This is a genomic window from Methylobacterium sp. D53M, from assembly GCF_053345625.1.
Window position 1 is genome coordinate 94,227 of the sequence record NZ_JBKFAL010000014.1, and the last position, 26,141, is coordinate 120,367.

General features: G+C 63.9%; 27 protein-coding genes. 6 read left to right on the top strand and 21 right to left on the bottom strand.

Translation table 11 applies throughout. The features are described 5' to 3' along the window. The first annotated feature begins 14 nt into the window (after nucleotides 1–14). Nucleotides 15–362 (top strand): cupin domain-containing protein, encoded by a 348-nt coding sequence (locus ACLBYG_RS19300; protein ID WP_447682472.1) that lies wholly within the window; start codon nucleotides 15–17, stop codon nucleotides 360–362. Between the two features lie 817 nt (nucleotides 363–1,179). Then, nucleotides 1,180–1,419: a hypothetical protein gene (locus tag ACLBYG_RS19305; protein WP_447682473.1), complete on the top strand. Its 240-nt coding sequence runs from the start codon at nucleotides 1,180–1,182 to the stop codon at nucleotides 1,417–1,419. A 39-nt stretch (nucleotides 1,420–1,458) separates the two neighbouring features. On the opposite strand, the gene ACLBYG_RS19310 is transcribed toward ACLBYG_RS19305, so the two are convergent. The 3 genes from ACLBYG_RS19310 to ACLBYG_RS19320 all read right to left on the bottom strand — a co-directional run bounded on the left by ACLBYG_RS19310 (nucleotide 1,459) and on the right by ACLBYG_RS19320 (nucleotide 4,247). After that, nucleotides 1,459–2,064 carry a hypothetical protein gene (locus ACLBYG_RS19310; RefSeq protein ID WP_447682474.1) on the bottom strand — a complete coding sequence of 202 codons (606 nt, stop codon included), beginning with the start codon at nucleotides 2,062–2,064 and terminating at the stop codon, nucleotides 1,459–1,461. A gap of 68 nt (nucleotides 2,065–2,132) precedes the next feature. Then, complete coding sequence (locus ACLBYG_RS19315; RefSeq protein WP_447682475.1) at nucleotides 2,133–2,624, bottom strand: hypothetical protein; 492 nt, start codon at nucleotides 2,622–2,624, stop codon at nucleotides 2,133–2,135. Between the two features lie 621 nt (nucleotides 2,625–3,245). Continuing rightward, nucleotides 3,246–4,247, bottom strand: a complete 1,002-nt coding sequence (locus ACLBYG_RS19320; protein ID WP_447682476.1) for a hypothetical protein — start codon at nucleotides 4,245–4,247, stop codon at nucleotides 3,246–3,248. A gap of 336 nt (nucleotides 4,248–4,583) precedes the next feature. Here ACLBYG_RS19320 and ACLBYG_RS19325 point away from each other — a divergent pair, with 336 nt between their 5' ends. Further along, a complete protein-coding gene (locus ACLBYG_RS19325; protein WP_447682477.1) occupies nucleotides 4,584–4,754 on the top strand; it encodes a hypothetical protein in 171 nt (56 codons plus the stop codon). Nucleotides 4,755–4,860: 106 nt separating this feature from the next. Here ACLBYG_RS19325 and ACLBYG_RS19330 read toward each other — a convergent pair whose 3' ends face one another. The 7 genes from ACLBYG_RS19330 to ACLBYG_RS19360 all read right to left on the bottom strand — a co-directional run bounded on the left by ACLBYG_RS19330 (nucleotide 4,861) and on the right by ACLBYG_RS19360 (nucleotide 8,618). Continuing rightward, nucleotides 4,861–5,049, bottom strand: a complete 189-nt coding sequence (locus tag ACLBYG_RS19330; protein ID WP_447682478.1) for a hypothetical protein — start codon at nucleotides 5,047–5,049, stop codon at nucleotides 4,861–4,863. Nucleotides 5,050–5,210: 161 nt separating this feature from the next. Continuing rightward, a complete protein-coding gene (locus ACLBYG_RS19335) occupies nucleotides 5,211–5,444 on the bottom strand; it encodes a hypothetical protein (protein WP_447682479.1) in 234 nt (77 codons plus the stop codon). Nucleotides 5,445–5,583: 139 nt separating this feature from the next. Next, nucleotides 5,584–5,793 carry a hypothetical protein gene (locus tag ACLBYG_RS19340; protein ID WP_447682480.1) on the bottom strand — a complete coding sequence of 70 codons (210 nt, stop codon included), beginning with the start codon at nucleotides 5,791–5,793 and terminating at the stop codon, nucleotides 5,584–5,586. 132 nt (nucleotides 5,794–5,925) lie between these two features. Next, nucleotides 5,926–6,276 carry a DUF6883 domain-containing protein gene (locus ACLBYG_RS19345; protein ID WP_447682481.1) on the bottom strand — a complete coding sequence of 117 codons (351 nt, stop codon included), beginning with the start codon at nucleotides 6,274–6,276 and terminating at the stop codon, nucleotides 5,926–5,928. Beyond that, nucleotides 6,273–6,524, bottom strand: coding sequence for a DUF4926 domain-containing protein (locus ACLBYG_RS19350; protein ID WP_447682482.1), 252 nt, complete (start codon nucleotides 6,522–6,524; stop codon nucleotides 6,273–6,275). The genes ACLBYG_RS19345 and ACLBYG_RS19350 overlap by 4 nt, the downstream gene beginning before the upstream one ends. Before the next feature lie 594 nt (nucleotides 6,525–7,118). Beyond that, the gene (locus ACLBYG_RS19355; RefSeq protein WP_447682483.1) at nucleotides 7,119–7,751 is read right to left on the bottom strand and encodes a class I SAM-dependent methyltransferase; all 633 of its coding nucleotides are present in this window, start codon (nucleotides 7,749–7,751) and stop codon (nucleotides 7,119–7,121) included. Between the two features lie 117 nt (nucleotides 7,752–7,868). Further along, nucleotides 7,869–8,618, bottom strand: coding sequence for an SDR family NAD(P)-dependent oxidoreductase (locus ACLBYG_RS19360; RefSeq protein ID WP_447682484.1), 750 nt, complete (start codon nucleotides 8,616–8,618; stop codon nucleotides 7,869–7,871). A 280-nt stretch (nucleotides 8,619–8,898) separates the two neighbouring features. Between ACLBYG_RS19360 and ACLBYG_RS19365 the strand changes: the two genes are divergently transcribed. Further along, nucleotides 8,899–9,795, top strand: a complete 897-nt coding sequence (locus tag ACLBYG_RS19365) for a LysR family transcriptional regulator (protein ID WP_447682485.1) — start codon at nucleotides 8,899–8,901, stop codon at nucleotides 9,793–9,795. Nucleotides 9,796–10,082: 287 nt separating this feature from the next. On the opposite strand, the gene ACLBYG_RS19370 is transcribed toward ACLBYG_RS19365, so the two are convergent. The 6 genes from ACLBYG_RS19370 to ACLBYG_RS19395 all read right to left on the bottom strand — a co-directional run bounded on the left by ACLBYG_RS19370 (nucleotide 10,083) and on the right by ACLBYG_RS19395 (nucleotide 17,049). Continuing rightward, nucleotides 10,083–11,492, bottom strand: a complete 1,410-nt coding sequence (locus ACLBYG_RS19370) for an amidase family protein (RefSeq protein ID WP_447682486.1) — start codon at nucleotides 11,490–11,492, stop codon at nucleotides 10,083–10,085. Between the two features lie 53 nt (nucleotides 11,493–11,545). After that, nucleotides 11,546–12,247: a cyclase family protein gene (locus ACLBYG_RS19375; protein ID WP_447682487.1), complete on the bottom strand. Its 702-nt coding sequence runs from the start codon at nucleotides 12,245–12,247 to the stop codon at nucleotides 11,546–11,548. 81 nt (nucleotides 12,248–12,328) lie between these two features. Next, nucleotides 12,329–13,066 carry an ABC transporter ATP-binding protein gene (locus ACLBYG_RS19380; RefSeq protein ID WP_447682488.1) on the bottom strand — a complete coding sequence of 246 codons (738 nt, stop codon included), beginning with the start codon at nucleotides 13,064–13,066 and terminating at the stop codon, nucleotides 12,329–12,331. Continuing rightward, nucleotides 13,066–14,847, bottom strand: a complete 1,782-nt coding sequence (locus tag ACLBYG_RS19385; RefSeq protein ID WP_447682489.1) for a branched-chain amino acid ABC transporter ATP-binding protein/permease — start codon at nucleotides 14,845–14,847, stop codon at nucleotides 13,066–13,068. Before ACLBYG_RS19385 ends, ACLBYG_RS19380 begins: the two co-directional genes overlap by 1 nt. Continuing rightward, nucleotides 14,844–15,719: a branched-chain amino acid ABC transporter permease gene (locus ACLBYG_RS19390; RefSeq protein WP_447682490.1), complete on the bottom strand. Its 876-nt coding sequence runs from the start codon at nucleotides 15,717–15,719 to the stop codon at nucleotides 14,844–14,846. Before ACLBYG_RS19390 ends, ACLBYG_RS19385 begins: the two co-directional genes overlap by 4 nt. Nucleotides 15,720–15,855: 136 nt before the next feature. Beyond that, the gene (locus ACLBYG_RS19395) at nucleotides 15,856–17,049 is read right to left on the bottom strand and encodes an ABC transporter substrate-binding protein (protein WP_447682491.1); all 1,194 of its coding nucleotides are present in this window, start codon (nucleotides 17,047–17,049) and stop codon (nucleotides 15,856–15,858) included. Nucleotides 17,050–17,353: 304 nt separating this feature from the next. On the opposite strand from ACLBYG_RS19395, the gene ACLBYG_RS19400 reads away from it, so the two are divergent. After that, the gene (locus tag ACLBYG_RS19400) at nucleotides 17,354–18,316 is read left to right on the top strand and encodes a LysR family transcriptional regulator (protein ID WP_447682492.1); all 963 of its coding nucleotides are present in this window, start codon (nucleotides 17,354–17,356) and stop codon (nucleotides 18,314–18,316) included. A gap of 429 nt (nucleotides 18,317–18,745) precedes the next feature. Here ACLBYG_RS19400 and ACLBYG_RS19405 read toward each other — a convergent pair whose 3' ends face one another. From ACLBYG_RS19405 to ACLBYG_RS19425, 5 genes are read right to left on the bottom strand one after another with little or no spacing between them, the layout of a single operon-like run. Then, nucleotides 18,746–19,450, bottom strand: coding sequence for an ABC transporter ATP-binding protein (locus ACLBYG_RS19405; protein WP_447682493.1), 705 nt, complete (start codon nucleotides 19,448–19,450; stop codon nucleotides 18,746–18,748). After that, nucleotides 19,447–21,336: a branched-chain amino acid ABC transporter ATP-binding protein/permease gene (locus ACLBYG_RS19410; RefSeq protein WP_447682494.1), complete on the bottom strand. Its 1,890-nt coding sequence runs from the start codon at nucleotides 21,334–21,336 to the stop codon at nucleotides 19,447–19,449. Before ACLBYG_RS19410 ends, ACLBYG_RS19405 begins: the two co-directional genes overlap by 4 nt. Next, complete coding sequence (locus tag ACLBYG_RS19415) at nucleotides 21,336–22,211, bottom strand: branched-chain amino acid ABC transporter permease (RefSeq protein WP_447682495.1); 876 nt, start codon at nucleotides 22,209–22,211, stop codon at nucleotides 21,336–21,338. Before ACLBYG_RS19415 ends, ACLBYG_RS19410 begins: the two co-directional genes overlap by 1 nt. A 10-nt stretch (nucleotides 22,212–22,221) precedes the next feature. Next, complete coding sequence (locus ACLBYG_RS19420; protein ID WP_447682496.1) at nucleotides 22,222–23,529, bottom strand: substrate-binding protein; 1,308 nt, start codon at nucleotides 23,527–23,529, stop codon at nucleotides 22,222–22,224. Between the two features lie 44 nt (nucleotides 23,530–23,573). Beyond that, nucleotides 23,574–24,599 (bottom strand): carbon-nitrogen hydrolase family protein, encoded by a 1,026-nt coding sequence (locus ACLBYG_RS19425; RefSeq protein WP_447682497.1) that lies wholly within the window; start codon nucleotides 24,597–24,599, stop codon nucleotides 23,574–23,576. Nucleotides 24,600–24,722: 123 nt separating this feature from the next. Here ACLBYG_RS19425 and ACLBYG_RS19430 point away from each other — a divergent pair, with 123 nt between their 5' ends. Then, nucleotides 24,723–25,799, top strand: coding sequence for a LysR family transcriptional regulator (locus tag ACLBYG_RS19430; protein ID WP_447682498.1), 1,077 nt, complete (start codon nucleotides 24,723–24,725; stop codon nucleotides 25,797–25,799). The last annotated feature ends 342 nt before the right edge of the window (nucleotides 25,800–26,141 follow it).

Genomic DNA, 26,141 nt, shown 5'->3' on the forward strand with positions numbered 1-26,141 from the left:
AGAAGGAGCAAATGGTGAGCGCTGACTTCAACCTCGCTCCGGCGATCAAGCGGACTGAGCTCAGCCGATCGCCGGTTACCGGTCTCGATCACCTTGAGATCGTCACCCAACTGGTGGACTTTCCGCCTGGCGTGACCTCGCCGCGCCACTATCACCATGGCGAAGAGACGTTCTACGTGCTTGAGGGCGGCACGGTGCAGGAGCCCGGCCGACCGTCGCGAGAACGTGTCTCAGGCGAACACGGGGTCATCTCACGCGGCATCCATCACTCGGGCTACAACGTAGTCGGCGACAGGACCATCAAGGTCCTCTCGGTCTACGTCGTCGACAAGGGGAAGCCCCTGCAGGAATCCGTCTCATAAAGGACGGCCCCTGACTGGAATCCGCCGGGCGCAAGCCGAGGCGGGTTTTTCGTATCCGGCCCTCAGATTGTTAAGTGTTTGGCGCTAGCCGTGGTGCTCGAAAACTGGAGCACTCGCGATGGCCAGGGTCAGCCACCTAATTGTCGATGGCTTGGCGCTTGTTCTGATGGGAGTTGGGCTGACTGCGGTCTACGTTGGCTCGGAGCGGAAACTGTCTATCCCCGTTGCCCAGCAGGCGAAATCAACGGCAGGCATATCAGACCCGGTGGTGACTGGCTCGATCGCTGATAAGCCGCACGATGCGGTGGCCACGCCGATCGTCGCGCGAACGAAGCCCACGCTTCAGGCGGTTAGCCAGTGGTCTCCAGTGACGCGTGTGTGGGTCGATCCGCCGCGTCGCTAAGGCGGCGGTCGGATCCGATCAGCAACCGGTAGGCCATGCCGAGCTCGTATCCTGTCTGCGCTATCACGGGTAGGACGGGATCATGATATTCCCGCCTCTTCCAAACGCTCTGGTCCTGGCGGCTCTCGCGATCGTCGCAGTGGCGGACTCGCCGACTGGGCCTTGCTGGTGCCCGATGATCCGATTGAAGCCTTCTCCGACGCCGCAATCGCCGGCGGGTCGGCGACAGCTCTTATGCTGCCGCTCATGATACGTTGATGCCCGGGGCGGCACAGCGACGAACTTGCGTCTGCCTCCCACTTACGATCATGGCCACTACGGTGGCCGGTAACTCAAAGGCTCGAGCCGACCGCTCACAACGGTCTGGTTTCAGGTTCGAGTCCTGCCGGGCCCACCAATCCTCCCGGAAGCTCAATGCCCTACACGCTTCATCGCCTGGCGCCGGGCAGCTACGACCTGCTCCTCGATGAATCGGTAATTGGGAGCGTGACGCGTGACGTCACCAAAAGCGGGCTTGTCAGAGGCTGGGATGTGGAACAGCTGGATGCAGTTCCACCCCTGCCGGCCCCCTTCACTCAGGAAGCGTACCGGTTCGAAACGATGGAGGCGGCCGTCGCTTGCCTTGGCGGAGCAGCCGTTAGGGATGATGATTGATCGGGTCTCACCGCCTGTGGTTGCAACCTTCCGCATATATCAAACAAGAGCGCCCAGGAGTGTGCTTCGAACAAGATCAATCGTTGTCTGAGATTCGGTTTTTCCGAAAGTTGCCGTTCCTGTCTGCGTAAGTAAGATGCTCTCTGATAATCTGGCGGAACTCTGCAGCTTGATTTTTTCAATCTTCCTCGGCCGATCTGCAATAAATCTTTCAGCCGAATTTCGAACATCGGACCTGCTGATTATAACTGCTTTGGCCACAGCCTCTTCATCGAGTCTAATCCCACTTAGCTGCATACTTCCAGCAAAATATTCGTCGCCCACTTTATTTTCTATTAAGCTACACCAGCGCAGCACGTCGACTTCGATTTGAGAAAACGAGATGCTATAATCTAGGATTTCTGACAACTTGTTCGTAAAATCTCTTATTCCAATCGGCGGATTAACTAACTCCAGACCAACCTCATCGTACGACGCAAGAAATTTTACGTGACTGTATGCAATCCTTGAGCTGAGCAAAACGTTTCCAAAAGGATCTATCGAAGTCTCATCGAGTTTGATCCGCTTCACGTAACGAGCCTCCAGATTGTGCTCTCTAAAGCGATCAATTATGAACCCCTCGCCGAGATCCTCGCGGTAATCCATCTTGCGGAGCAGCGATGCGAAAGAACGCATATCGATCGGCCAAGCAGCTCTGATCCAACGATGGCGTCTCACGACAGAGCCCCCACGCCTGCGTCTTTCTCCTTCGACGCTGTTTCGCGAATGTTTTTAACAAATCTCAACGACGTCGTCTCTATCAAACGCCAGATCGCGGGTTGGCGATTGGCTTCCAGTGCTTCAAATTTGTCAGTTAAGAGACCCGTTTTGAGCCTACGGGCAATCCGAGCCGCATATTTGAACCCCAATCCTTCTCGCCCATCTTCAAACGAAACTTCAAACTGAAGCATATCGTGTGGCCGCTCACGCTGAAGTGCGCGCCAAGTTGCCGATGAAAGGAAGTTATCTTTTCGCCTCAAGGATTGGTATTCTTCCGATTGATCTAAATTCAAGCCTGATAATATGACGCTATTGACAATGCCGATAACTTGTTCTTCGGTAGTTTCGTCCGCCTCCATGTCGACATCTAAATCAGCTGAGATTACGCCCGGCGCGTTAGAAGCCACCTTCATGTTCACAGCGGTTTGGTATTCGTACCCCGGCATCTCCCTCATCATCTGCATAAAAAAACTTGTCTTCTGATCAGCATTAAGACCCGACAGCTCAACACGGGCCGGCTCTAACCTCTGAAGTTTTACCCGCTCTGCGTGATTTTTATCTGATTAACGATTTCCTTAGCCTTATCAGTGGCCGGCATTCGTATTGTTGTCGCATCCCCATCCGTGATAAATTCGATGGCAGCGTCTCGTTTCTGCCGCTGTATCAGTCTTGTCTTCGAATAGTCGATTTCCGCATATTCAATATTAACATACAGATCGTGCGCCCTGCGGGGCTGAACATTTATTTTTTCGTCTGATCCGCAGCTTTCCTCATAGTATGCTATGATTTGCTTCAATTCCTCTCGCGAAAAAGCCACTGGCAGCGTCACGCATGTCAGCTTCTCGTGCCTTCTCCCCGTTTCTCGCAGTTTAATGAGCTCTGATATTGAGCTGTAATCGTGCGGCATCAGCGATATTTCAGAGATGACGCGCTGTGTTTGTGTATAAGCTGAGTAAATGAAGCCCCGCTTAAGGGCGAAAGATCGCAACGTCGAGTCGGAAAACCGTTGCCTATTTGACATTAGTAGATCAAAAATATCTTTATCTGTCGCGTATGTAAACTGTAGATCATCGGTCATAATTCATGCCCACTTCGCGACGAGAGAATTCCGGAACGATGGCGTTTATTAGCGAATAAGAAATGCTATTGATGTATTTGTGTATTCCGTCTTTGTTTTCGGCGCCGCCTATTTTTTCGACATACATCTGACGCGCCTTTTGGAATAGATTGGGAGCTTTGCCGGATTGGTCTATGGATTTTATGCTGATATGAATTCTCTCGTGAAGCATCTCGTGTTGCCTAAGGAAATCGATCAAATATAAGTATTCTTCTGTCGTTTCGTTCCGGCCCCGATAGAATATCAAATAACCTACAAAGAAATCGGCGCTCGTCGGCGGATATTTAAGCACAACCCACGGGCTGGTCAGGACTTCCAAGGTTGCAGGAGCCATATTTTCGACGCCGTTCATAATCCGCGTAACTGGCTGCGGATAGAAAAACGAGCACTTATCGCGTTCCGGAAGACGCTGTGCGCCCGCCTTGCCACGCATCCGAATTATCTCCTGTGAGACATTATACAGCCAATGTATCTCAACAGGGCCTAGAACGACGATTTTCGCGTTCTCCGGCAGGTCCAATTCGGGGAGTTCTAGTCCCAATAAAATATCGTCGAAGGTCTGGTCGTAACCGCCATCGTGGTTAAAAACAAAAAGCATTCCGCAAATTTGAAAACTCGAGTGGCCGTGAAGATACCGATCTTGCCATCCAGGGCTGCTTTCCGCGCACGAGACTTGCATCGCTAAGCTAACAATGGCCTGTGTCAGAGCATGCTTGCTGATACTGCCGGCAGCACAACTTTTCAGATCCGTTTGCACATAAGTAGTAGAGTCGCCAAATGGTTCTTTGTAGAAAAAAACGACGTCTGATGGATGTGTTTCTTTGTGATGCTTATTTTTTTTCACGCACTCCCAATCTTCGTTGATAGGGCCAACTTTATTCCAACCAAACTCAGGGAAAATGTCGTCCGAAATGATTTCGGCGATCAAGGCGGTGTTGTTGGTTTCGGCCATAGGAAGAGCCACTTGAGGAACTGACGAGCGAACGTCGCAGGTTAGTACTCCAAGGAAACGGCTCAAGCTGAGGTTGTAGGTTATGCACCGTTAGCCCATCCGAAGGGACACGCGCGTGCCGACCGCCATCCTGCCTTCCGCCGGCACTCCCGAAGGCCGAGGGCGACCAGCTTCGGCTGGAACGCCTCCAGGGCGGTTCTCAGAGCCGTCTCGTCCGGCCAGCGCCCGGCAGCCAGCAGAGGCGGCACAGGATGCCGTCCCTTGCTTGCCAGGACCTCCAGGGTGCGCAGGAGCGCCCCACCGGCACCGTCGGCGCCGAGCGGTCCGAGCAATAGCATGGCCGGCCACGCCGACGGCCGCGAGCTTCCCGGCCGGGGCCTTCACGCCCAGGCGTATCTCGGCGCGGATCCGGTCGACCTCTGCGGCCAGCCGGGCAGCATAAGCCTCGTCATAGGGCTGTTCGTCAGCGGCTGGGTCGCTGACTGGCAGCGACCGCCGCCCGGCTGACCGGAACCGCCGCCCCCACCGGTGCGTAGTCCGGCCTTTTGGTCCTCGGCACGAACCACCTTGAACCGCCCGGCTCCGGCCGCGGCGGTTTTTTCGTGCCTGACCCCTACGCGACGACGAGATGCACAATCCACATGATCAGCAGCATCAGCGGCACCGTGATCCAGAGCATGCCGGACCATGCAGCGATCCCGATACCGATGCCACGATCTCGGACGGCAGCCATGATCGTGCTCGGCATCATCAGGAACGGCATGACAGCTCCCGCGATGATGCCCGCCCAGTACCACGTCATGCCGCACTGATCCTGCTCGCTGGTGGCTTAGCGCGGCGAGGCCAAGGGCGCGATGCTCGTACCGCCACAGCGCGCCCTGGCCCGCCGCTTGCGATGGCTTGGTATTCCTCCCAGAGATTCACTCAGCCCCGCCGGCGGCGCCGCGCGGGGCTTTTCGTCCTCTAAGCGTTTTCGCTGGGCTTCACAGGCTTTCCGAGCACATGCCGCAGATCGGCGCTAACTTGCTCAAAGGGCACAGCAACGATCACCATATCACCGGGGCCGAAGTAGATCATGGTGGAGCTAAGATCCGGTCCAGAGCGGATGTATCTGACTTGGTGCGGATTCACCTCGACCGTGCCGAGGTCGTTCGACAGCGTGTAGTGATTTTGCTGGATACCTTCAGATTCACTCATTGTAGACCTCAGGTTGGCAGAAGGCCACCCTTCTGCTTCACCCGATCCCGGTGCGCAAGAACGCCGTCATCGATGTCGTCGTGGGTCGAATCCCGGCGAGGGCTCGACAAGCCACCGCCCGGGGGTTCTCGTACTGTGGTCAACAAGCCCGGTCGGCCAGCGCGAACTTAGCTTGGTGCCAGCCGACGAACCGTTCCTCGTTAGGGAACCGGACGTCAACACGATAGCGGCATGCCGGAGGATCGTAGGTTCGCAGAACTACGCCGACGGCATCTTCGTCAATCCCCTGTTCCAGGGCATGTCGTCTGTCGCGGAATTTGACCTTATCGCCAGCTTGCAGATTGATCATCTTTTTCCTCTGCTCCAACCACTACGTTTCCGCCGGGACAGAGTCCTCTCGCCGGTGTAAATCCCCGCCCCGTGAGCAGATCGGGGCGAGGCCGAGCCTTTAATCCGTTATCGGCCTCTCAGCGTCGTCCTGTCAGCGGGTCAGCGGGATGGCGGTGAGGAACCGCATGGTGCGCTCACCGTCCTTCTCGCCGACCTCCCATACCGTGCGCAGCGGCATGTCGCGGCCATCCGGCGCTCGCACCGTACCGCGGAATTCGACGCGGTTCGGTCCCTCCGACTGCGGTTGGATGACGCCGGGCAAATTGTTCATCGCGTGCTGGACCAGCGCATCAGCGAGGGCTCTTTCGTCCTCACGGGTGAAGCCGAAAGCCGACAGGTATTTCCAGCGCGATGCGCCCTTGCGATGGTTTGGGTTGAGGAGAAATTCGGCGATCTTCGGCCCCTGGATAGACCAGAGGACCGGGACAGTCCCGCCGCTCACCGTGTGCCGGGCTTCGCTAGCTCGATCTGGTGCGGGAGTACCGTCGCCACGGCGCCGTCAGGCTCATCGAACTCGACGGCGTAGCTCTCGCCCTCGCCGTGGACGCTGAGGATCGTGCCAAGCGTGCCGGCCGGGATGGTCACGCCGTGATCGCCGGCCACGGCTGTCCGCAGCACCACGTCATCGAGATCCTGAAATCTCGAGCGCGGGGCGTCCTGCTTGAACCGATAGGCGAACTCGAACGACATGCGCTCACATTTGCGCTTCGGTTGCGTTCCTGCAAGTGCGCAAATGCGCGAGCCGTCGAAATCGCGCGCTCGCAATCGGAAAGGTGCTCTGCGAAATTCCTGAATTTGGCGGCATGCCGCACGGGCAGCCTCGTCCAATGAGCAAGCCAATTCGGTTTTGGCAGCGGGCCCGCATAAACCGCCCGCCGCGCCTGAAATCCAGGAGTTGGAGAAATGGCCAAATAGGCAGCGGCCCGGGATTCGAATTAGGGGCTGAAATTCCGGACCGCCGGAGAAAATAAGTCCGCGTAGCACATGGTGAGATGGGACCTCCTAAGGGATTTCAGACTCATTATAGGCCCCATGCTTTCCCCTAGCGTTTCGCATCTTACGCTTGGTCCCGCTAGCGAGGTGAGCAATCTATGGTCAGCCGCCATCGAGGTGCCGCCCGCAAGCCGACGTTCGGCTTTGCGCCCAAGTTGGTCATTCGGTAGGTTTGCGGACCTGCCCGGAAGCGGACACGCCTGGGAGCCCCGAAATAAACCTGAGAAGTACGCTCGTGTTCCAGTCCAATTAGGCATTATGGGATATGGGGAGGCAGGCCGGCCAAGCCTCTTACGCCTTCATGAATCGGTAGGCGAAACGATCCGTTCGACCCTTGATCGACGGATCGAACACCTTGATCGAGTGCGGGTCCTCCTCGTTCGCAAGCAAGGTGCTCACGGCATCCAGCACGAAGCCGGCCGCCTCGACCTCCTCTCGGACCAACGCGGGATCGATCCGGTGGAGGGATTGGGTGTCGCTCGTGCCCGACCCGGCGGCGGCGGCGTGGTCGATGACGACATAGCGCCCGCCGGGCCTCAGAAGGTCATGGACGGCCCGGTTGAAGGCGGCCGCCGTCGCGCCCTTGCCCTGGATCAGCGCGGTGTGGAGATCGTGGTAGAACAGGTGGAGCCACAGGACGTCCGCGGGCTGCGTGACCTCCGCCAACGCGACGAGGTCCGCGGAAACAGCGTCGACGTTTTCCCGGCCCGGCTCCTTTGCCAGCGTCTGCATGAGGCCGATAGGGTCGTTCTTGAAGTGCGCGACCTCGGCCGGCACGAAGCTGTAGACCCGGCCTTCGGGTCCGACGACGTCCGAGAGGATACGGGTCCAGTCACCGCCTCCCGGGTAGACGTCGATGACCGTGGCACCCGCGTCGACTCGTGCGAACCTTACCAGTTCGGATTGCGTGGCTTGGTCGTACATCGGGATCTCCTTCAGGGTCGATCATGCGACGAGCGTGCGGCGTCGGGACGCCGCTCCGCGGTGCGCACGATGTTGGGGCAAGCCTCACGAGGCTTGCCCTACGGCCACGGTGTCAGGTCAGACCTGAGCCATGCCGCCGTCGACGGCGAGATCCACGCCGGTGACGAAGGAGCTTTCGTCCGAGGCGAGGAACAGGACGGCGGCCGCGACCTCCTCAGGCTTGCCCCTGCGGCCGAGCGGGACCTGCGCGGCGAAGCTGGCGACCGCCTGCTCGACCTGCTCGGCAGTGAGGCCCACCTTCTCCAAGGCCGAAGTCTCGATGGGGCCGGGGCTCATGGAATTCACGCGGATCCTTCGATCCTTCAGCTCCACCGTCCAGCCGCGGGCGAAGCAGCGCACGGCCGCCTTGGCGGCGGCGTAGGCCGTGAAGGCCATGTCTCCCCGGACGTTCGCGACCGAGGAGGTCAGGATGATCGAGCCCCCATCCCTAAACAGGGGAAGGGCCTTCTGCACGGTGAAGAACGTCCCCTTCGCGTTGAGGTCGAAGGTCTTGTCGAAGTGGGCCTCGGTGGCCGCCGCGAGCGGCGCGAGCTCACCCCAGCCGGCATTCGCGAAAAGCACGTCGATGTGGCCGTGCTTCTCCTTCACGAGCGCGTAGAGCCGGTCCAGGTCCTCCAGCCGGGTGACGTCGCCCACGACCGTCGTGACGTTGTCCCGGATCGAGGCTGCCGCCTCCTGCAACTCCTTCTCCCGACGCCCGGTGATCACGACGTGGGCGCCCTCCTCGACGAAGCGCTTGGCCGTGGCCAATCCGATCCCGCTGTTTCCGCCGGTGATGACCGCGACCTTGCCTTCGAGCCTCTTCATGACTGCCACTTCGGTGCTCCGTTCCTGACGTCCGGGGGTGTCCCCGAGAGCCCCGAGATGCATCCGTCGCCGCCGGATGTTGAGTACGAAGGTGCGCACAAGGGTGGTGCGAAATCGATCCACCTGGCGCGGCAACCGGGTGGCGGAGATTGGTGGCGCCGGCTAGAACCGGCAGGCCCATAGCCACCTCAATGCCCCCATCCAGAGATGCAGATGCGTTGCCGTTCGGGCCGTCGGCACACGAGCTCGATACGGACTGCCCCCGGTGACAGGACGCACCATGATAGACTGGGACGATGTCCGCTATTTCCTGGCCGTCGCGCGCGCCGGCTCGGTGCGGGCGGCCGCCCAACGCCTCGGCGTGAACCACGCGACCGTGCTCCGGCGTGTCGGCCAGCTTGAGGACCGCCTCGGCGTTCAGATGTTCGAGAAGCTGCCGTCAGGCTACCGCATCACGGGCGCGGGCGAGGAGGTCCTCGAACTCGCGGACCGGATGGAGGCGACCTCGCACCTGCTGGAGGGCCGCGTCTTCGGACGGGACAAGGGCGTGCGCGGGCTCCTGCGGGTGACGCTCGCGCCGTTCCTCTCGACCCACCTCCTCATGCCCGACCTCGCCGAATTCGCGCGGCTGCATCCGGACATCGAGATGGACATCTCGTCGTCCGGCGAACTGGCGAACCTGACGAACCGGGAAGCCGACGTCGCGATCCGGGTAGTATACGACCGCAAGAGCCTGCCGCTCAATCTCCACGGCTTGAAGGGGCCCGACCTGTTCGGGGGCGTCTATGTCTCCCGCGACTGCATCGCCGCGCAGCGTGCAGGCGCGCCCGATCCCATCCGCTGGATCGTCATCAGCGCCCACGGGGTCCCGGACTGGGCCGGCGAGGGCGAGGTTCGCACCGCCGAGGTGCCGTTCAGGGTCACGGATGCCGGGTCCCAGCTCGCGGCGGTCCGGCAAGGGCTCGGGATCACAACGCTGCCGTGTTTCGTCGGGGATGCCGACCCGCTCCTGGTCAGGGTGCCGGGGACCGACCTGCACATGTACGGGACGCTCTGGCTCCTCACCCAGGGCGAAGCGCGGAAGACGAAGCGCGTGCGGCTGTTCACCGAATTCCAGTTCCGCAGGCTTGTGGCCCACGCTCCCCTGCTCGCCGGGTTGAGTCCAGCTCGCGACTAACGCGCACCAGATTCCTGGCATTAGCTATGCACCTAGAAGCGGGTATTCGGCTTGGCGCCCATCTCGGCCATTCTTCGGCCATTGCCGGCATCTTCATAGCGGACATTGACACGAACCAAATCATGGATCCCACTTGCGCCACGACTGGATTTTCGGTTTGAGCTGAATTGAGATCCGTCCCGGACGGAATTAATTTCTCCCTATCCGAAGGAGCAACAGCAACGCCGCTCAAAACAATTTCGCCGTCGCCGGAGCTTTCCTCCGGACATTCCCACCGGAGCCCCTCTTTACTGTCTTGTAAACGGCCTAAGATTATATTCCTGCGGCTGCGTTCGCTCGATCGCCGCAGCCGCCCGCACCACGTCGAACTCGCCGAGGCTGGGACCCACAATCTGGATGCCGACGGGCATTCCATCCGAGGCAATCCCCGCGCAAACTGATGCTGCGGGCTGGCCTGTGAGGTTGAAGGGATAAGTGTAGAAGGCCCAGGAGACGAGGCTGCGATCTTCGAGTTCGTCTGGGATGTTCCGCCCTGCTTTCAAGGACGAGATAGGCAGTGTTGGCGACAGCAGGACATCGTAGTTGGCGAAAAAGCTGACCATTCGATCTCGCAGCGCATAGCGCGCGAATACGGTTTCGTAATAACTGCGCATCTCCTGTGCGAGTGCGGCGTCGAGCACGTCAGCCACTGCCGGGTCCAGGAGATCGCGGCGGGATTTGAGGACACCGCGCAGCCGTGTGCCGATGCCGGCGTAGAACTCGGCGGTCCAAAGATCTGCCGGGTCGGACTCGAAGACGGCTTCGACCTCATCCACGACCGCGCCCTGGTCCGCCAGCGCCATCGCCGCGGCACCCGCGATGGCGGCGACTTCGGGGTTTGGCCGCGCGTAGCCGAGGGTCGCACTCCAGGCGACCCGTAGACCGGCCACGGAAGCCTTCGCCGCGCCCAGCAGGTCGGGCACGGGCCCGGCCACCGCGAACGGATCGCGCGGGTCGTGGCCGGCAACCGCACTCGTCAGCAGGGCGGCATCGGCCACGTTGCGTGCGAGAGAGCCGACATGGGCCAGGGTTGGCGTTGCAGAGGTCGGCCAGACCGGCACGCGTCCGAACTGCGCCTTGAGCCCGACGAGGCCGGTGAGCGCGGCTGGGATGCGCAGGGAGCCGCCACCGTCGGTGCCTAGCGCGATCGGCGTGATTCCGGCCGCCACCGATGCGGCCGCCCCGGCGCTCGATCCACCCGGCGTCTTCGTCAGGTCCCAGGGATGCCGGGTTATGCCGGTGAGCGGCGAGTCGCCCACGGGCTTGGCTCCGAATTCGCTCGTCGTGGTCTTGCCGACGATGATCGCGCCTGCCGCGCGCAGTCTTTCGGCTGAAGGAGCGTCGGCCGCGGCGATGTTCCCCGCCATGGCACGCGAGCCAGAGGCGTACGGTGCGTTCGCGACGGCGATCAGGTCCTTCACCGAGACTGGCAGGCCGTGGAGGAGCCCGAGCGGGGCGCCGCGCATCACCGCCTCTTCGGCGCGCTTGGCCGCGGCACGGGCCTCTTCCGGCATCAGGTGGCAGAAGGCGTTCAGCGTGCCTTGGCTGGCCTCTGCCCGCGTGAGGGCCCGCTCCGTGAGTTCCACCGGCGACACCGCGCGGGTCGCGATCAGGCGCCTCAGCTCAAGCGCGGTCATGAAGTCGAGGTCGTTCGTCATCGCTCCGCTCTCCGCATTCCAGGTGCGGCGCCCCGCAGGGCGCCGCAGGCGCGTCAGTCGTTGACGATGGCGAAGGCACGGACCGGCGAGCCGGAGCCGCCCTTGAACTTCAGGGGGACGCCGAAGAACTGCACCTCGCCCTTACCCAGAAGCTCCTCCAGGTTCACCAGCCACTCCCAATGGCTCATGCCGAGGTCGCGGCAGAGGCGGTGCTGGGCGAAGATGTTGTCGCTCGGCTTGTCGGTCGAGGGACCTTCGACGCCCTGCATCTTCGAACCGCGCTCGTACAGCCACTTCGTCGCTTCGGCTGTGAGCAGGGGGTTCTTCCACACCGAATCGACGCGCGGATAGTTGCGGGCGTGGAAGCCGGTGCAGAGCAGGACGATGTGACCATCGACCTTCACGCCGCTCTTGCCCTCCGCCGCCTCCATGTCGGCGACAGTGATGTCGCCGAGGTCGGGGATATGGCGCAGGTCGAAGCAGACGGCCTTGCCCATGAACATCTCCAGCGGCATCTCGTCGACAGGCTGTCCGTTCGGGTTCACGTGCAGGAACGCGTCCACGTGGGTGCCGACGTGATCGAGCATCGCGATGAAGTTGGTCTGGAAGGTCATCGCGTCGCCGGGGACGCCGAGTCCGAGGGCTGCCGAGCTCTCGTGGCTGAGATGGGTGGTGAGCACCGGCCGCTGGAAAAGCTTGTGGGCCGGCATGTTGTCTTCAATCAGGAGGCTCAGATCGACGACGCGCTGGGGCATGGCGGGTCCTTACAAGTCGTGGGGGATCATTCGCGGAATCGGTGGATGCCGCGTCGGATTGGGTTTCTGGAGATGCCGCTCTCAGGCGGCTTTCTTCTTGCCGAGAAAGGTCTCCATGACCTCGGGATCGCGGGCGAGAAGCCCGCTCGGGCCGTCCCGCACCACGCGCCCCTGCGCCACCACGTAGGCGTGGTCGGCGATGGCGAGCGCGTAGGATGCGAGTTGCTCGACGAGAAGAATGGTGAGGCCCTGGCGGTTGAGGTCGCGCAGGACGCCGATCAGTTGTTCGACGGCCCGCGGCGCGAGGCCGAGGGAGAGTTCGTCGATGACGAGAAGCTCGGGCTCGGCCATCAGACCCCGGGCGATGGCGAGCATCTGCTGCTCGCCGCCCGACATGCTGCCGGCGGGCTGACGCAATCGCTCGCGCAGTCGTGGAAAGAGGGCCAAGGCTCTCTCGAGCGTCTGCTTCGCCTGCGCGGTCTTGAGGCCGCCGTGGGTGTAGGCACCGAGGATCAGGTTGTCCTCGACGGTCTGGTCCGGGAAGATCAATCGTCCCTCGGGAACCATGGCGAGACCGCGCACGACCTTGGCATGGGCGGGTAGCCGCGTGACCTCCTCGCCCTTGAACAGGACGCGACCTCCGCTCGGGCGTACGAGCCCGGTGAGGCCGCGCATGAGCGAGGTCTTCCCGGCTCCGTTGTTGCCGATCACGGCGACCAGCTGGCCGCGCCGTACGGTCAGGCTCGCGCCACGGAGGGCTGTTGCCGCGCCGTAGCGGACTTCCAGATTCTCGACCAAGAGAAGGGGCTCATCGACCATCAGGCGGCCTCCTCGTCGAGGATGGCGGACGGACCGCCGAAATAGGCTTCGATCACCCGCGGATCAGACTGCACCGCCTCCGGGCGGTCGCTCGCAATGATCTGTCCGTAGTCGAGTACCGTCACGGTGTCGGCGACCGCCATGATGAGGTCGACGTGATGCTCGATGAGGAGCACCGAGACGCCGAGGCCCGCGATCTTCCGGATCATGCCTTCCAGTTCGTCGATCTCCTGGGTGGTCAGGCCGGCGGCGGGTTCGTCGAGGAGCAGCAGGCGTGGCCGCGTGGCGAGAGCCCGGGCGATCTCCAGGCGGCGCTGGTGGCCGAAGGGCAGGAAGCGCGCCTGCTCGTTGGCCGCCTCTCTCAAGCCCACGAAGTCGAGCAGGCCGATCGCGGCCGCGCGGCAGGCGGCCTCCTCGCGGTGGAAGCCGGGCGTGCGCAGGATCGCGCCGGGCAGGCGATAGCCGAGATGGCTGAAGCCGCCCACCATGACGTTCTCCAGCACCGTCATCTGCCCGAAGAGCTCGGTATTCTGGAACGTGCGGGCGAGACCGAGGCGAGCGATGCCGTGGACCTTGCTGCCGGTGAGATCGGTGCCGTCGAGGTGCACGCCTCCCTCGCTCGGCCGGTAGAAGCCGGAGATCGTGTTGACGAAGGTCGACTTGCCGGCCCCGTTCGGACCGATCAGGGCGTGGATCTCGCCCGGGGCGACTCGGATGCTCGCGGCGCTCAGCGCCGTGAGGCCGCCGAAGCGAACGGTGAGGCCGGCGGTCTCGAGGCTCGCGGGCTCGCGGCCCGCCAGGGTCTCGGCGGCGGGGACCCCCTCGGCCGGATCGACGCCGCGGGGGCCGGGGCGCAGGCGGGCGTAGAGCTGGCCCAGCGTGCCGAGGATGCCGCCCGGCAGGCCGAACATCACCGCGAGGAGCAGGGCGCCATAGGCGAACTTCTGCCACTCGGCGAAGCGCTGCAGCACCTCCGGCAGGTAGGTGAGGATGAAGGCCCCGAGCACTGGCCCGAAGGTCGAGGCCGCTCCCCCCAGGATCACCATCAGCAGGAAGCGGACGGAATCGGAGAAGGTGAAGATGTCGGGCGAGATGTAGGCGTTGAGGAAGGCGTAGAAGCTGCCGGCGATCCCCGCCGTGACCGCCGCGACCGCGAAGGCAAGCGTGCGGATCCCAGTTGCGCCGATGCCGAGGCTGCGGGCGGCCGTCTCGCTCTGGGCGACCGCCAGCATGGCGCGGCCGTAGCCCGAGTGCTTCAGGTTGTGCGTGGCCAGCGTGGCGAGGAAGAGCGTGACCGCGAGCACTGCGTAGAAGGCGTAGCCGGAGATCGGATACCCGAGAAGGTTCGGCCCCGGGATGCCCGTGAGCCCCGTGGTCCCGCCGGTGAGGCTCTGCCACTCGATGGCGACGTTCTCGACGATGAGGCCGAAGGCGATCGTCACCACCGCGAGATAGACGCCCCGCACCCGCACGCTCGGATAGGCGAGAGCCGCGCCGAAGAGGCCGGCGACAAGAGCGGCGCCGACGCTCGCGAGGAGGAGGTCGAGGCCGAACCGGATCGCCAGGATCGCGCCGGTATAGGCGCCGAGCGCGAACAGACCCGCCTGGCCCAGAGAGACGAGGCCGGTGAGGCCGACGAGGACGTTCAGGCCGACCGCGATCACGCCGTAGATCAGGAAAAGCATGAAAAGGCGCAGTTCGTACTCGTTGCCGGAGGTGAGCGGGACGGCGACGAGGATGGCCGCGAGCAGCGCGAAGCCAAGGATGTGGAGGGTCTTCATACCTTGAAGATCTCCCGGCGGCCGAACAGGCCCTGAGGGAAGGCGAGGAGCACGAGGATCATCGCGCTGAAGCCGACGATCTCGCGGGCCGCAGTCGAGATGTAGCCCTCGACGAACTTCTCCATGATGCCGAAGGCGAGGCCGGCCAGCACGACGCCGGGTCCGCTGGTGATGCCGCCGATGATCGCGACCGCGAAGCCCTTGAGCCCGAGCAGGACTCCCATGCTGGCCGAGGCCTGGATGACGGGCGCGACGAGCACGCCCGCGCCCGCACCTAACAGGGCGGCGAGACCGAAGGAGAACATCACGATCCGATCGACGTTGATGCCCATCAGGGCCGCCGCCTGCCGGCTGTGGGCCACCGCCTGCATCGCGCGCCCGACGAGGGTGTGTCGCTGCATCACGTGGAGCGCAATCATCGCCAGCACTGCGACTGCCGGGATGACCAGTTCCTGCGGATAGACGCCCGCACCGAAGATCGAGATCGCCCTGGCGACCCCGGGCGAGGGCAGCGGGCGGGAGAAGCCGCCGAACTGCATGGTGGCCAGCGACTCCGCCATGATGCCGACCGCGATCGTGGTCAGCATCCAGCCGATCGAGGCGTTCGCGCCGATGAAGGGCCGCACCGCGAAACGCTCCAGCACGACGCCGAACAGGGCCCCGCCCAGGATTGCCAGCAGGCAGGCGAGCGGCAGCGGCAGGCCGGCATCGACGCCCATCACTGCGAGCACGGCGCCGATCATCAGGGTGTCGCCGTGGGCGAAGTTCACAGCCTTTGCGGCCGACCACATGATGTGGAAGCCGAGCGCGACCAGGGCATAGATGCCTCCGATCGCGAGGCCCGAGAGGATGTATTGCAGGGCGGTCGTCATGGCTGCCGCGGAGGCTCCCGATGCGAGGCGGACGGGTCGTTCAGCGGAGTTGGGGCGGTCCGGCCCGGTGAGGGGGGATCCGGACGAACCGCCCCGGCCCCTCCCGCTGGGGAAGGAGCGAGAGGCGCGCGCGCCTTCAGTTCGTCTTGCCGTATGGGGTCTGAGCGATCGGCAGGAGCTTGCCGTCGGACCAGACGGTCAGCTTGTAGTAGCTCGGCAGGATCGCATCCTGGCGCTCGGGGTCGGAGGCGTCGAAGGCCGGGTCGTACTTGGCGACAAGGCCGTCGTACTTGACCTGGTAGAGCGCCTCGCGGACCTTCTTCCAGTCGTAGGCACCGGCCTTCTCGATCGCCTGCGCTACGATGTGGACGGCGTCGTCGGCGTTGGCGATGCCAGAGCCCATCTTGATCTGCGACGGGTCCTTCAGGCCGTACTTGGCTTGGATCTTCTGCCAGAGCGCCTGGCCCTTCGGGTCGAGGTCGCCCATGAAGCTGTAGGTCTGCACGACCTCGACGCCGTTGGCGAGCGGGCCGGCGAGTTCTCCGAGATTGCCGGCGATGCCCCAGGCACCGATGATCGTGGGCTTGTAGCCGACCTTGTCCATCGAACGGACGAGCTGGTTGCCTTCGCGGTCGAGAGCCCAGAACAACGCCACGTCGGCACCGGAATCCCGAGCCCGGATCGCCTGGGCGGTCATGTCCTGGTCGTTCCAGTTGAAGGTTTCGGTAGCGATCAGCTCCTTGCCGGCCTTGGCAATCGCTGCCTTGACGTCCGGAACGGCACCGTTACCCCAGCCTGTGTTCTCGTAGAAGAATGCGATCTTGCCGGTCTTCGAGGCCTTGGCGGCCTGCTCGACCAGGAACCGTGCGACCCATTTGTCCTTGGCCGAGACCCGGAACATGTAGTTCGGGTTGCGTCCGTTCTCGATCGCTTGCGTGTTTGCGGCGAGTACGCCAACGAAAGGGATCCCGATGGCGTGCACCGGCTCTACTTGCGCCACGGAAACGGTGGAGTGGTATCCGCCCAGGATGACCACGCACTTGTCGGCCAGCGCGATGCGCCGGGTATTGTCGACACCGCGCGGCGGCGCGCCGGCATCGTCGTACTGGACGAAGCGCAGCGGCTTGCCGAGCACGCCGCCCTTTGCGTTGATCTCGTCGATGGCGATCTCGGCTCCCATCTTGATCGCCTGCCCGCCGAACGCCGCCGGCCCCGTGATCGCCGCGGAGTTGCCGATGCAGGGCTCCTGCTGCGCCAGTGCGGTGCCGGGAACCGCTAAAGCCAAGGGCGCAGCCAGGAAGAGGCCGCGCAAATACTTGTGCGCATCCATGGGATGGTCTCCGATTTCCTGATGGCGGCGCCGGTTGCTGCCCGATGCTCGTTCAGCCGGCTCGAAGCTACGCAACGAATACAGACGACATCAAAGACCAATTTCCAATATGAGCTATTGGCAAAACCTATCAGTATAGATCATAGGCGACCGAGATTTTGCTGCATCGCAGTTAACCGCTTGTATCAATGAGTATTATTATGATGCGGTGCACATAGCTTGCGCAGATTGCTCGGCGTTAGAGCAGTTTGACATCGCGGTGCGTCTTCGCGGATCCTTGAGGCGAGTCTTCACTTGGATCGCCATGGATCTCCGCCAGCTTCGCTACTTCGCACAGATCGCCGAGAGCGGGAACGTGTCGCGCGCCGCCGAGGTGCTGCGAATCGCCCAGCCTTCCCTCAGTCAGCAGCTGCGCAACCTCGAAGACGAGCTGGGCGTCGAGCTGCTGTTCCGCCACGCGCGCGGGGTGACGCCGACCGAACTCGGATTGAAATTCTACGACCATGCGCGACGCATCCTGCAGGAGGTCGAGCATGCGAAGGAGGTCGTGCGCTCTCAGGCGACGAGCCCGAGCGGGCGCATCTCGGTCGGGTTGCCAACCTCGGCCTGCCGGGGCCTGTCGCTGCCGCTGTACCGGGCGATCTCCGAGGCTTTGCCAAACATCAGCCTGCACATCGTCGAAGCGATGAGCGGCACGCTCGACGAGTGGATCCAGTCGGGGCGCCTCGACGTCGCCCTGCTCTACGACCACAAGGCGTTCGAGCATGTGGCCTGGACCGAGATGATGGTTGAAGAGCTGATGTTCATCGTGCCGGCGGCTCATCCGCTCGCCGCGCGCCGCGAGATTTCGTTCCGGCAGGTCTTTAACCAAGCGCTCCCGGTTGTACTCCCGGGCCGACCAAATGTGCTGCGCACCGTGATCGAACAGCTCGCGGCCCGCCACGATGTCACACCGACAGCAACGGACTGCGAGAGCCTGCCCGCGATCGCGGAGCTCGTGCGCGCTCAGGCCTTTGCGGCCGTCATGCCGCATTTCGCCTTGGCTTCGGAGATCGAACGCGGCGAGATGGTTGCCATACCCATCGTCGATCCAACCCCGTCCTGGCGGCTCTCGGTCGTGATCTCCCAACGAACACTGAATGCACGCGGCAGCGAGGCCGTTGCCGAAGTCTTGGCGACCGTGATCGGAGATCTCGTCGAGCGGTCTGTCTGGCGCGCTCGCCTCAAGCCCTCGGAGCGTCCGGCCCCTGTGCGCGCTCGCGCCTGAATGGCGTTGCCTGCTTCAGCCAACCGTTGCGAACCGCAAGAATGACTTGGGGCGTAGCGAGCCTGAGCTTGGCTAGCCATTCAACCTGTCATCCGAAGCTCCGCTGCGTCACGTTCCGCAATTATGCATATTCGTTTGAGCCGTTGACCGGTCAGGGTCATTTCGAAGCCTTCAGCTGAGCCGCGCCGGACGTCCGCTTAATGATAACCCGAAGCTCGAAGCGGACAGGACGCAATCGGCCAGCATCTGCCGCAACGCATCGCGTGTCCGAACGTTTTGGATACATGGACTGCCGCCGGTCTTCTTTCAGGTAAAATGCACCAAGAACCGACATCAAACTACGCGATCAAACATCTCTCAGGTTGACCAATTCAAGGTGGTGACCTCTTGATGTAAGCAGCGGCCCTGAGACGGTGTCCGTGGTCTCGCTCACGGCGCCAAGCCCATGAAGTCCCGCATCGGAGCGGGATCCGTCCGGAGAGCGGAGGCCTGCCCCTCGTAGACGACGTGGCCGTTGTTGAAGCCGTAGACCCGGTCCGCGAAGCTCAGGACCGCTGCGACGTTCTGCTCGACCACGACGATTGTGCGCCCTTCCGCGGCCAGACGCTTCGTCAGCACGACCAGATCCTGAACGATCAGCGGCGCCAGCCCCTCGAAAGGCTCGTCGAGGAGGAGGATTCGCGGGTCGCGGACCAGGGCACGGGCGATCGAGAGCATCTGCTGCTCGCCCCCCGAGAGGGTGCGCCCCCGCGAGGTGCGTCGCTCCTTAAGCCGGGGGAAAATTTCCCAGATCCGGTTGAGGGGCCACGCCTTGGGAGCGGTCAGGCGCGCGACGCGAAGGTTTTCCTCCACGGTCAGGCCACCGAACACCGCCCGCTCCTCCGGCACGAGTTGCATGCCAACGCGGGCGATCTTCGAGGGCGTGAGTCCGTGGATCGGCTGGCCGTCGAGGCGAATCGTGCCCTTCCTGGGGCTGAGCACGCCCATGAGGGTGCGCAGCGTCGTGGTCTTGCCCGCGCCATTGCGGCCGAGCAGGGCCACGACCTCGTTCTCCTCCACTCGCAGGGAGACGCCGAACAGGACGTGAGAATCGCCGTAGAGGGTGTCGATGCCCTCGACTTCGAGCAGGCTCATGCGGCGCTCCCCAGGGTGGCACCGGCTTCCGCCGGGCCGGCACCTAGATAGGCGCGCTGGACGGCTACGTCCCGGCGCACTGAATCGGTTGGGCCGTCGGCGAGGAGGCGGCCCTCGCACAGCACGGTGATCCACTCGGCGAGGTCGAAGATCGCGTCGAGGTCGTGCTCCACCACGACGACCGTGCAAGCCTTCGCGATGCGCCGGATCAGGGCGCAGGTCGCCGCCCGCTCCGACAGGCTCATTCCGGCCAGGGGTTCGTCGAGGAGCAGGACGTTCGGGCTGGTGGCGAGCGCCATGCCGATCTCCAGTCTTCGCTTCTCGCCATAGGCCAGGACGCTTGCCGGGGTTTCGGCCCGCTCGCCGAGATCGAGAAGGTCCATCAGGGTCGCGACCTGCGCCTCCACCTGGGGGCGGCCATCGGCGGGGGCGAGGAGATCCAGGCGGAAGCCGCCCCGCGCCCGTGACAGCGCCGCCACCCGCAAGTTTTCCCGCACCGTCAGATTCAGGAAGAGCTGGTTGAGCTGGTTGCTCTTGGCGACGCCTCGCCGGGCCGCCCGGCTCACCCCGCCCCCGGTCAGCCGCTCTCCGAACAGCAGCACCTCGCCCGAGCTCGGGCTCACCTCGTCGGAGAGCATCTTGAACAGGGTGCTCTTGCCCGCACCGTTCGGCCCGATCACCGCATGGATCGCCCCCCGGCGCACGGTGAAGCTCACGCCGTCCACCGCTTTCAGGCCGCCGTAGTGCCTGGCGAGCCCGCGCGCCTCCAGGGCGATCTCCCCGTGCGCGCTGCGTCCGTCCACCGCCGGGCGCGGCATCGGCAGGGCGATCTCGGCCGGGATGGCACGGGCCGGTGCCCCGCCGGCCGCCTCGATAGCCTCCGTCCGGGCGAGCTGCGCGCGGAGGCGCCGGGCCTCTTGGCGGCGGTTCCAGAGATGTACGATCTCCCCGCAGATGCCCCGGCGCAGGCCGATCACGAGGCCAATGAAGGCGAGCCCTAGGACGAGCTTCCACAGGGGTCCGAGGCCGGGGATGAGTTGCAGGTTGTCGCGCAGCCAAAGCCAGAGGGCCGCGCCGACGAGCGGCCCGACCAGGGTGCCGACCCCGCCGACGATGGTCTGCACCACGAGCTGCCCCGAAGTCTCCAGGGCGAAGGCGTCCGGCGGCATGTAGCTCTGGAACGGCCCGAGCATCGCCCCGGCGAGCCCGGCATAGAGGGAGGCGATGGTGAAGGCGGCGAGCTTGTAGGCCGGGACGTCGTGGCCGAGCATCGCCACGCGGGCGGTGTTCTCCTTTACCGCCCGCAGGATCAGCCCCACAGGGGATTTCGCGATGCGGCGGGCCAGGACGAAGCCGACGAGGAAGGTGGCCGCCAACAGCGCGTACATCGGCAGCCCGGCGGTGATCCGCACCGCGTTCGCCCCGAAGCCAATCGTCGGAAGGGGCACCCCGGCGATGCCGTTCTCGCCGCCAGTCCAATCGGAGAGCGGGGAATTCTCGATGAAATAGGCCATCTGGCCGAAGGCCAGGGTGATCATGGCGAAGTAGATGCCGATGCGCCGCACGGCGAGCCAGCCGACGAGGAGGCCGAACAGGCCCGCCGCCAGCGTCCCGGCCAGGAGGGCGAGCCAGACGCTCCCCACCGTGCCGGAGACAAGGACGGTGGCGGCGACGAAACCGCCCGTCCCGTAGAAGGCCGCCTGCCCGAAGGAGAGGAGGCCCGCGAGACCGAAGAGGATGTCGAGCCCAAGGCCGAACAGCGCCCAGTTGAGCGCCCGTGACAGCAGATCGTGCGAGAAGCCCAGCGGCGGCAGCAGGACGGGGGCGAGGACCAGGAAGGCAGCGAGGGCCAGTTCGGGGAGGATGCGGCGAAGGGCAGGGGGCATCACACGCGGCCCTCCGTGCCAAACAGCCCTTGCGGGCGCGCCACCAGGACGAGGGCCATCAGGCCGTAGAGCATCACCTCCGAGTAGGCGGAGCTGAAGGCGCTCGTCAGGCTGATCACCTCACCCGCGATCAGCCCGCCCACCACCGCGCCGGGGAACGAGCCCAGCCCGCCCAGCACGATGACCACGAAGGATTGCACCATGAAACTGGCGCCCATGTCGGGCGTCACCGAGACGACGGGGGCGTAGAGCATCCCGGCGAGCCCCACCGCGACGATGCCGATGGCGAAGACGAGGAGGAAGGTGCGGCGTACATCGATGCCGAGAATGCCGACCATGCCGGCATTCTCGATCCCCGCCCGCACCACGAGGCCGATCGCCGTCCGGTAGAGGACGAGGTAGAGCCCGACGAGGAGGGCCGCGACGATGCCGATGAGCTGGAGCCGGTAGGTCGGGTAGATGAGGAAGCAGAGCTTGGTCGCCCCGACGCCCCAGGAGGGCACCGGCACCCGCTGGCTGTTCCCGCCGAACCACGCGCGCAACGCCTCCACGAGGACGATGCCGATGCCGTAGGTGACGAGGATTTGGTCCTCGTCGGGCCTCGCGTAGAAGTGGCGGATCACCAGCCGCTCCATGGCGAAGCCGAGGATCAGCATGATGGCGCAACCGCCGAGCAGGGCGAGCAGGAAGGAATGCGTCGCCGACATCATCACGAAGGCGGTGTAGGCCCCCACGGCGAACAGCGCGCCGTGGGCGAAGTTCAGGACACCGAGCGTCCCGAGGATGATGGTGAGCCCGCTGGACACGAGGGCCAGAAGGCTTCCGAGGGCGAGGCCGTTGAAGGCCTGGGAGAGGAGAACCGCCGTGCTGGGCATGACCGGTCCCTCAGGTGTAGGGGCCGAGCTTGCAACCGAACAGGTCGGGCGGGTTCATCACGCTCTCGCCCTCGACCACGTCCACGATCTCGTAAAAATCCTCCGGCCCCTTCATCGCGCCGGGCGTCTTGCCCTTCAGGATCGGTATCGGCCGGACCATCTGATGGTCCTCGGCGCGGTAATAAACCTTGCCGATGGTCGAGTTGTAGGGCTGGCTCTTCGAGGCCTCCATCGCCTTTATCATATCGACCGGGTTGAACCCGCCAACCCGTTCCGCCGTGAGCGCCCAAAGGTAAGTCTGCATGTAGGCGATGTGGGCGCCCCAGCGCGGGTGATACTTGTTCTTCTCCAGGAAGCTCGCCACGAACGTCTTGGCCAGCGGATAGCGGTCCTCCAGCGTCCACCAGAAATCGCAGGAACCGTAGACGCCCTGCATCAACTCGGCGCCCAGTTCCTTGTCCTGGAAGGAGGACAGGTTCGGCACGACGAGCTTCATGCTCGACAGGACACCGAACTGCTCGGCCTGCTTTGTCGAGGCGACCGCATCCGCGCCGAAGCAGATGTTCACGAAAACGTCGGCGCCGCTATTGGCGATGTTAAGGAGTGCCGAGCTGTAATCGGCGGTGCCCAGCGGCACGGTTTCCTTCAGAACCTGCGTCCAGCCGGCCTCCTTGGCGAACTTGGCGAAGGATTCGTAGACCGTCTGGCCGTAGGTGTAGTCCGGCACCAGAAAGGCCATCTTGCGCTTGGGGCCCAGCGCCTTGGCGACCACCGGGGCCAGCGCCTTGGCGGCCATGTAGGCGTTCTGCTGCGAGCGGAAGCCGTAGCGCTGGCAGTTCTTGCCGGTGACGTCGTTCGAGCCGGCGATGCCGACCATGTAGAGGACCTTGTCGCGGCTGGCGAGCTCTTCGAGGGCGATGGCTTCCGAGCTGCTGACCGAGCCCGAGAACTGAATCGCCTTGTCCCGCTGGATGAACTGCGTCGCCGCCTGCACCGCGACGTTGGGCTTCCCCTCCGTATCGGCGACCTTGTAGCGGATCTGGCGCCCGAGGACGCCCTTGCCCTTGAGGCCCCAGGCGGCCGGGATCTCGCCGCCCGCATTGATCTGTGCGATGGCAAGTTCGTAGCCGAGCTTGAGATCGCTGCCGTCACCGGAGAAGACTCCGGTCAGGGGCATGGTGAGGCCGAGGAAGACGGACTCGGCGCCGACGCCCTCCGGGAAGGTGCCGATCGTGGCGGGCGCCTGCGCCCGGGCCAAACCCGGCAGCATCAGTCCGGCGGCGCCCCCGAGGAGCAGCTTGCGACGGTCGAACAGCATGGCACATCTCCGCTCAGGCAGGGGTCGGGGCAAAGCTCAGCAAGTCACGCGCCGTCGCCGGGGACGGGCGCGGAAACACCTGCGGGCGACGGGGCCGAGCCGGGATCGCGAAAAGTCGCGGGGGCGAGGCGGCGGCGGTTCACCGCGAGGTCGAACACGTCGAAGCGGTTGTAGTAGCCGACCACATCGTGGAACTGCTTCGGCTCGATGCAGGCCGCAAGGTCGATCTCGGCGTAGAGGATTCCCTCCTCCTGCAGCGCCTCGCCGATCTGGGTCCCGGTGGGATCGAGGAAGAACGAGGCCGCGCGCGGGGTCCCTTCCAGCACTTCGGCGGCCCGGGGATCGCAGGCAGCGATGGTATCGAACGCCGCCCGGTCGAGCACGCTTGCGGTGACGAGGCCGAAGACCTTGGCCTCGAAGCAATGGGCGCCCGCCCGGAGGCGGTTGGCGGCGAGGTTGTCGTAATTGCTCCCGCTCGCTGGGCGCCGTGTCGGCCAGACTGGCGGCCAGGACGAGATGTGGAACTGCTCGCCCTGCGCCATCAGGCTGTAGCGGGCGAGCGGGTTGGTGTTCTCGCCGCAGATGAGTTGGCCAATGCGCCCAATCGCGGTCTCGACCACCCGCAGCCCGGCGCCGTCCCCCGCCGCCCAGACCAGCTTCTCATAGAAGGTCGGTACGAGCTTGCGGTGGTGGTTGAGGATGTCGCCGCCCTCGCCGATCAGCAGGTTGCTGTTCCACAGGCAGCCGACACTCACGGGCGAACGCTCGCTGAGGCCGATGGAGACGATGACCCCCGCCGCCTTCGCGGCCTCGCGGATGCAGGCGACTTCCGGCCCGTCGATAAGGACCGACTGGTCGGCCATGCGGGCGAACAGGTCGTGGTTGTCGATCGGTGCCGCCAGGGCGGCCCAGACTGGAAAGGCCGGGATGAAAGTTTCCGGGAAGGCGATGAGGGCCGCGCCGGCCCTGGCCGCTTCGTGGATGAGCGAGACCGCCTTGTCGGTGGTCGCCGTGGCGTCGAGGAAGACCGGTGCGGCATGGATGGCTGCCGCCTTGAAACGGGGATGCATGGGTTGCCCTTTCGAGGCCGAGCTTAGGCACCCCGTCAGCAGCTTGAAGCGGCCAATTCCGCAAGCGCCCTTGCACGGATCCCCAGCCGCCGACGTGGCGCGCCTCTTGCGGCGCGCGAGACCATGCGTGCCCTCAATCAACTCGACTGGGACGACCTGAAGATTTTCGTCCATGCCGCTCGTGGGGGCAGCCTTGCGGGTGCAGCTAAGAGGCTGCGGGTCGATCAATCGACCGTCAGCCGACGCCTCGCCCATCTGGAAGCTGCCCTGGGCGTCTCCCTGTTCGAGCGCGTGCCCTCCGGTCTGCGCCTCAGCGAGGCGGGCCAGCGCTTGCTGCGCCACGCGGAGCGGGTGGAGAGCGCCATCATCGCTATGGAGGAGGAGGTCACCCCCGGATCGGGGCAGGCCGGGGGCCGCGTCCGGCTCGCGACGATGGAGGGCATCGCCTCTCTCTACCTCGCCGAGCGGTTCGTGCGCCTGCACGAGACGCACCCCGACCTCACAGTCGAGCTGCTGACCTCGCCCCAGACGGTCTACGTGAACCGCCGGGAGGCCGACCTCTTCCTAAGCTTCTTTAAGCCTCCGGGACAGGGGCTCGTCTCCGAGCGGATCGGCCGCTTCCGGCTCGGACTCTACGCCTCACCGGGCTACCTCGACCGCGCGGGAACGCCGCAATCCATTCAGGATCTGGAGCGCCACGCCTTTGTCACCTACGTCGAGGACCTCGTGCAGGTCGACTGCGTGCGGTGGCTCGACGAGATCATTGCGGACCGGCGTACCGTGTTCCACTCGACGAGCATGATCGCGCAGAAGCAGGCTGCCGCCGGAGGGCTCGGCATCGTCTTCCTCCCAAGCTTCGCGGTTGCCGGTCGTGACCTCTTGGTCCCCGTACTGCACGATGACTTGTGGACGACGCGAGATCTCTGGCTCAACGTCCACACCGACCTGCAATTCGCGCCTCGCATCAGGGCGGTCTCGGCCTTCCTGAAAACCCTGTTCCGCTCCGACCCCTCGCTGCAGATTGATTTTCGGCTTTCGCAACCGGTCTCGGCTTTATCTGCCGCCACATCTTCGACAGACTGGCCTGAACATGCCCACGCCGTTAGTTCTAGAAGACGAAAATTATCTCTCAACTGTTGCTCAATGCGCGCTTTCGGTGAGCCGCGCCGATCATGTCCTGCGATCGTGTTGGGTCGATAGGAAGTTGTCTGCTTCTCCAATCTCCCTTTTCCGAAGCGGTCATTCCGCTTTCGGCCAGACTCCGTCATGTCGGATCGACCTCGGGCGCAAAACCGGACGTTCTGCAACGCGCTCATAGCGGGCATTCGCTCGCTTCTCGCGGCGTCTTCAAAGCGGACCTGACCTCACGATGAGCTAACTTCTCATCGCCGTACTTCGGCCTGTCCCGTGCTTAGCGGAATGTAGGAGGCGGTTATACCGATCCACAGCATGCCCTGCGCCAAAGCGGAACTGCTCAGTCTCCTCAGGGGTACAGGACAGGATTGAAGATTGCCACCGCAGCAACGTCTGTATGTCGGGACC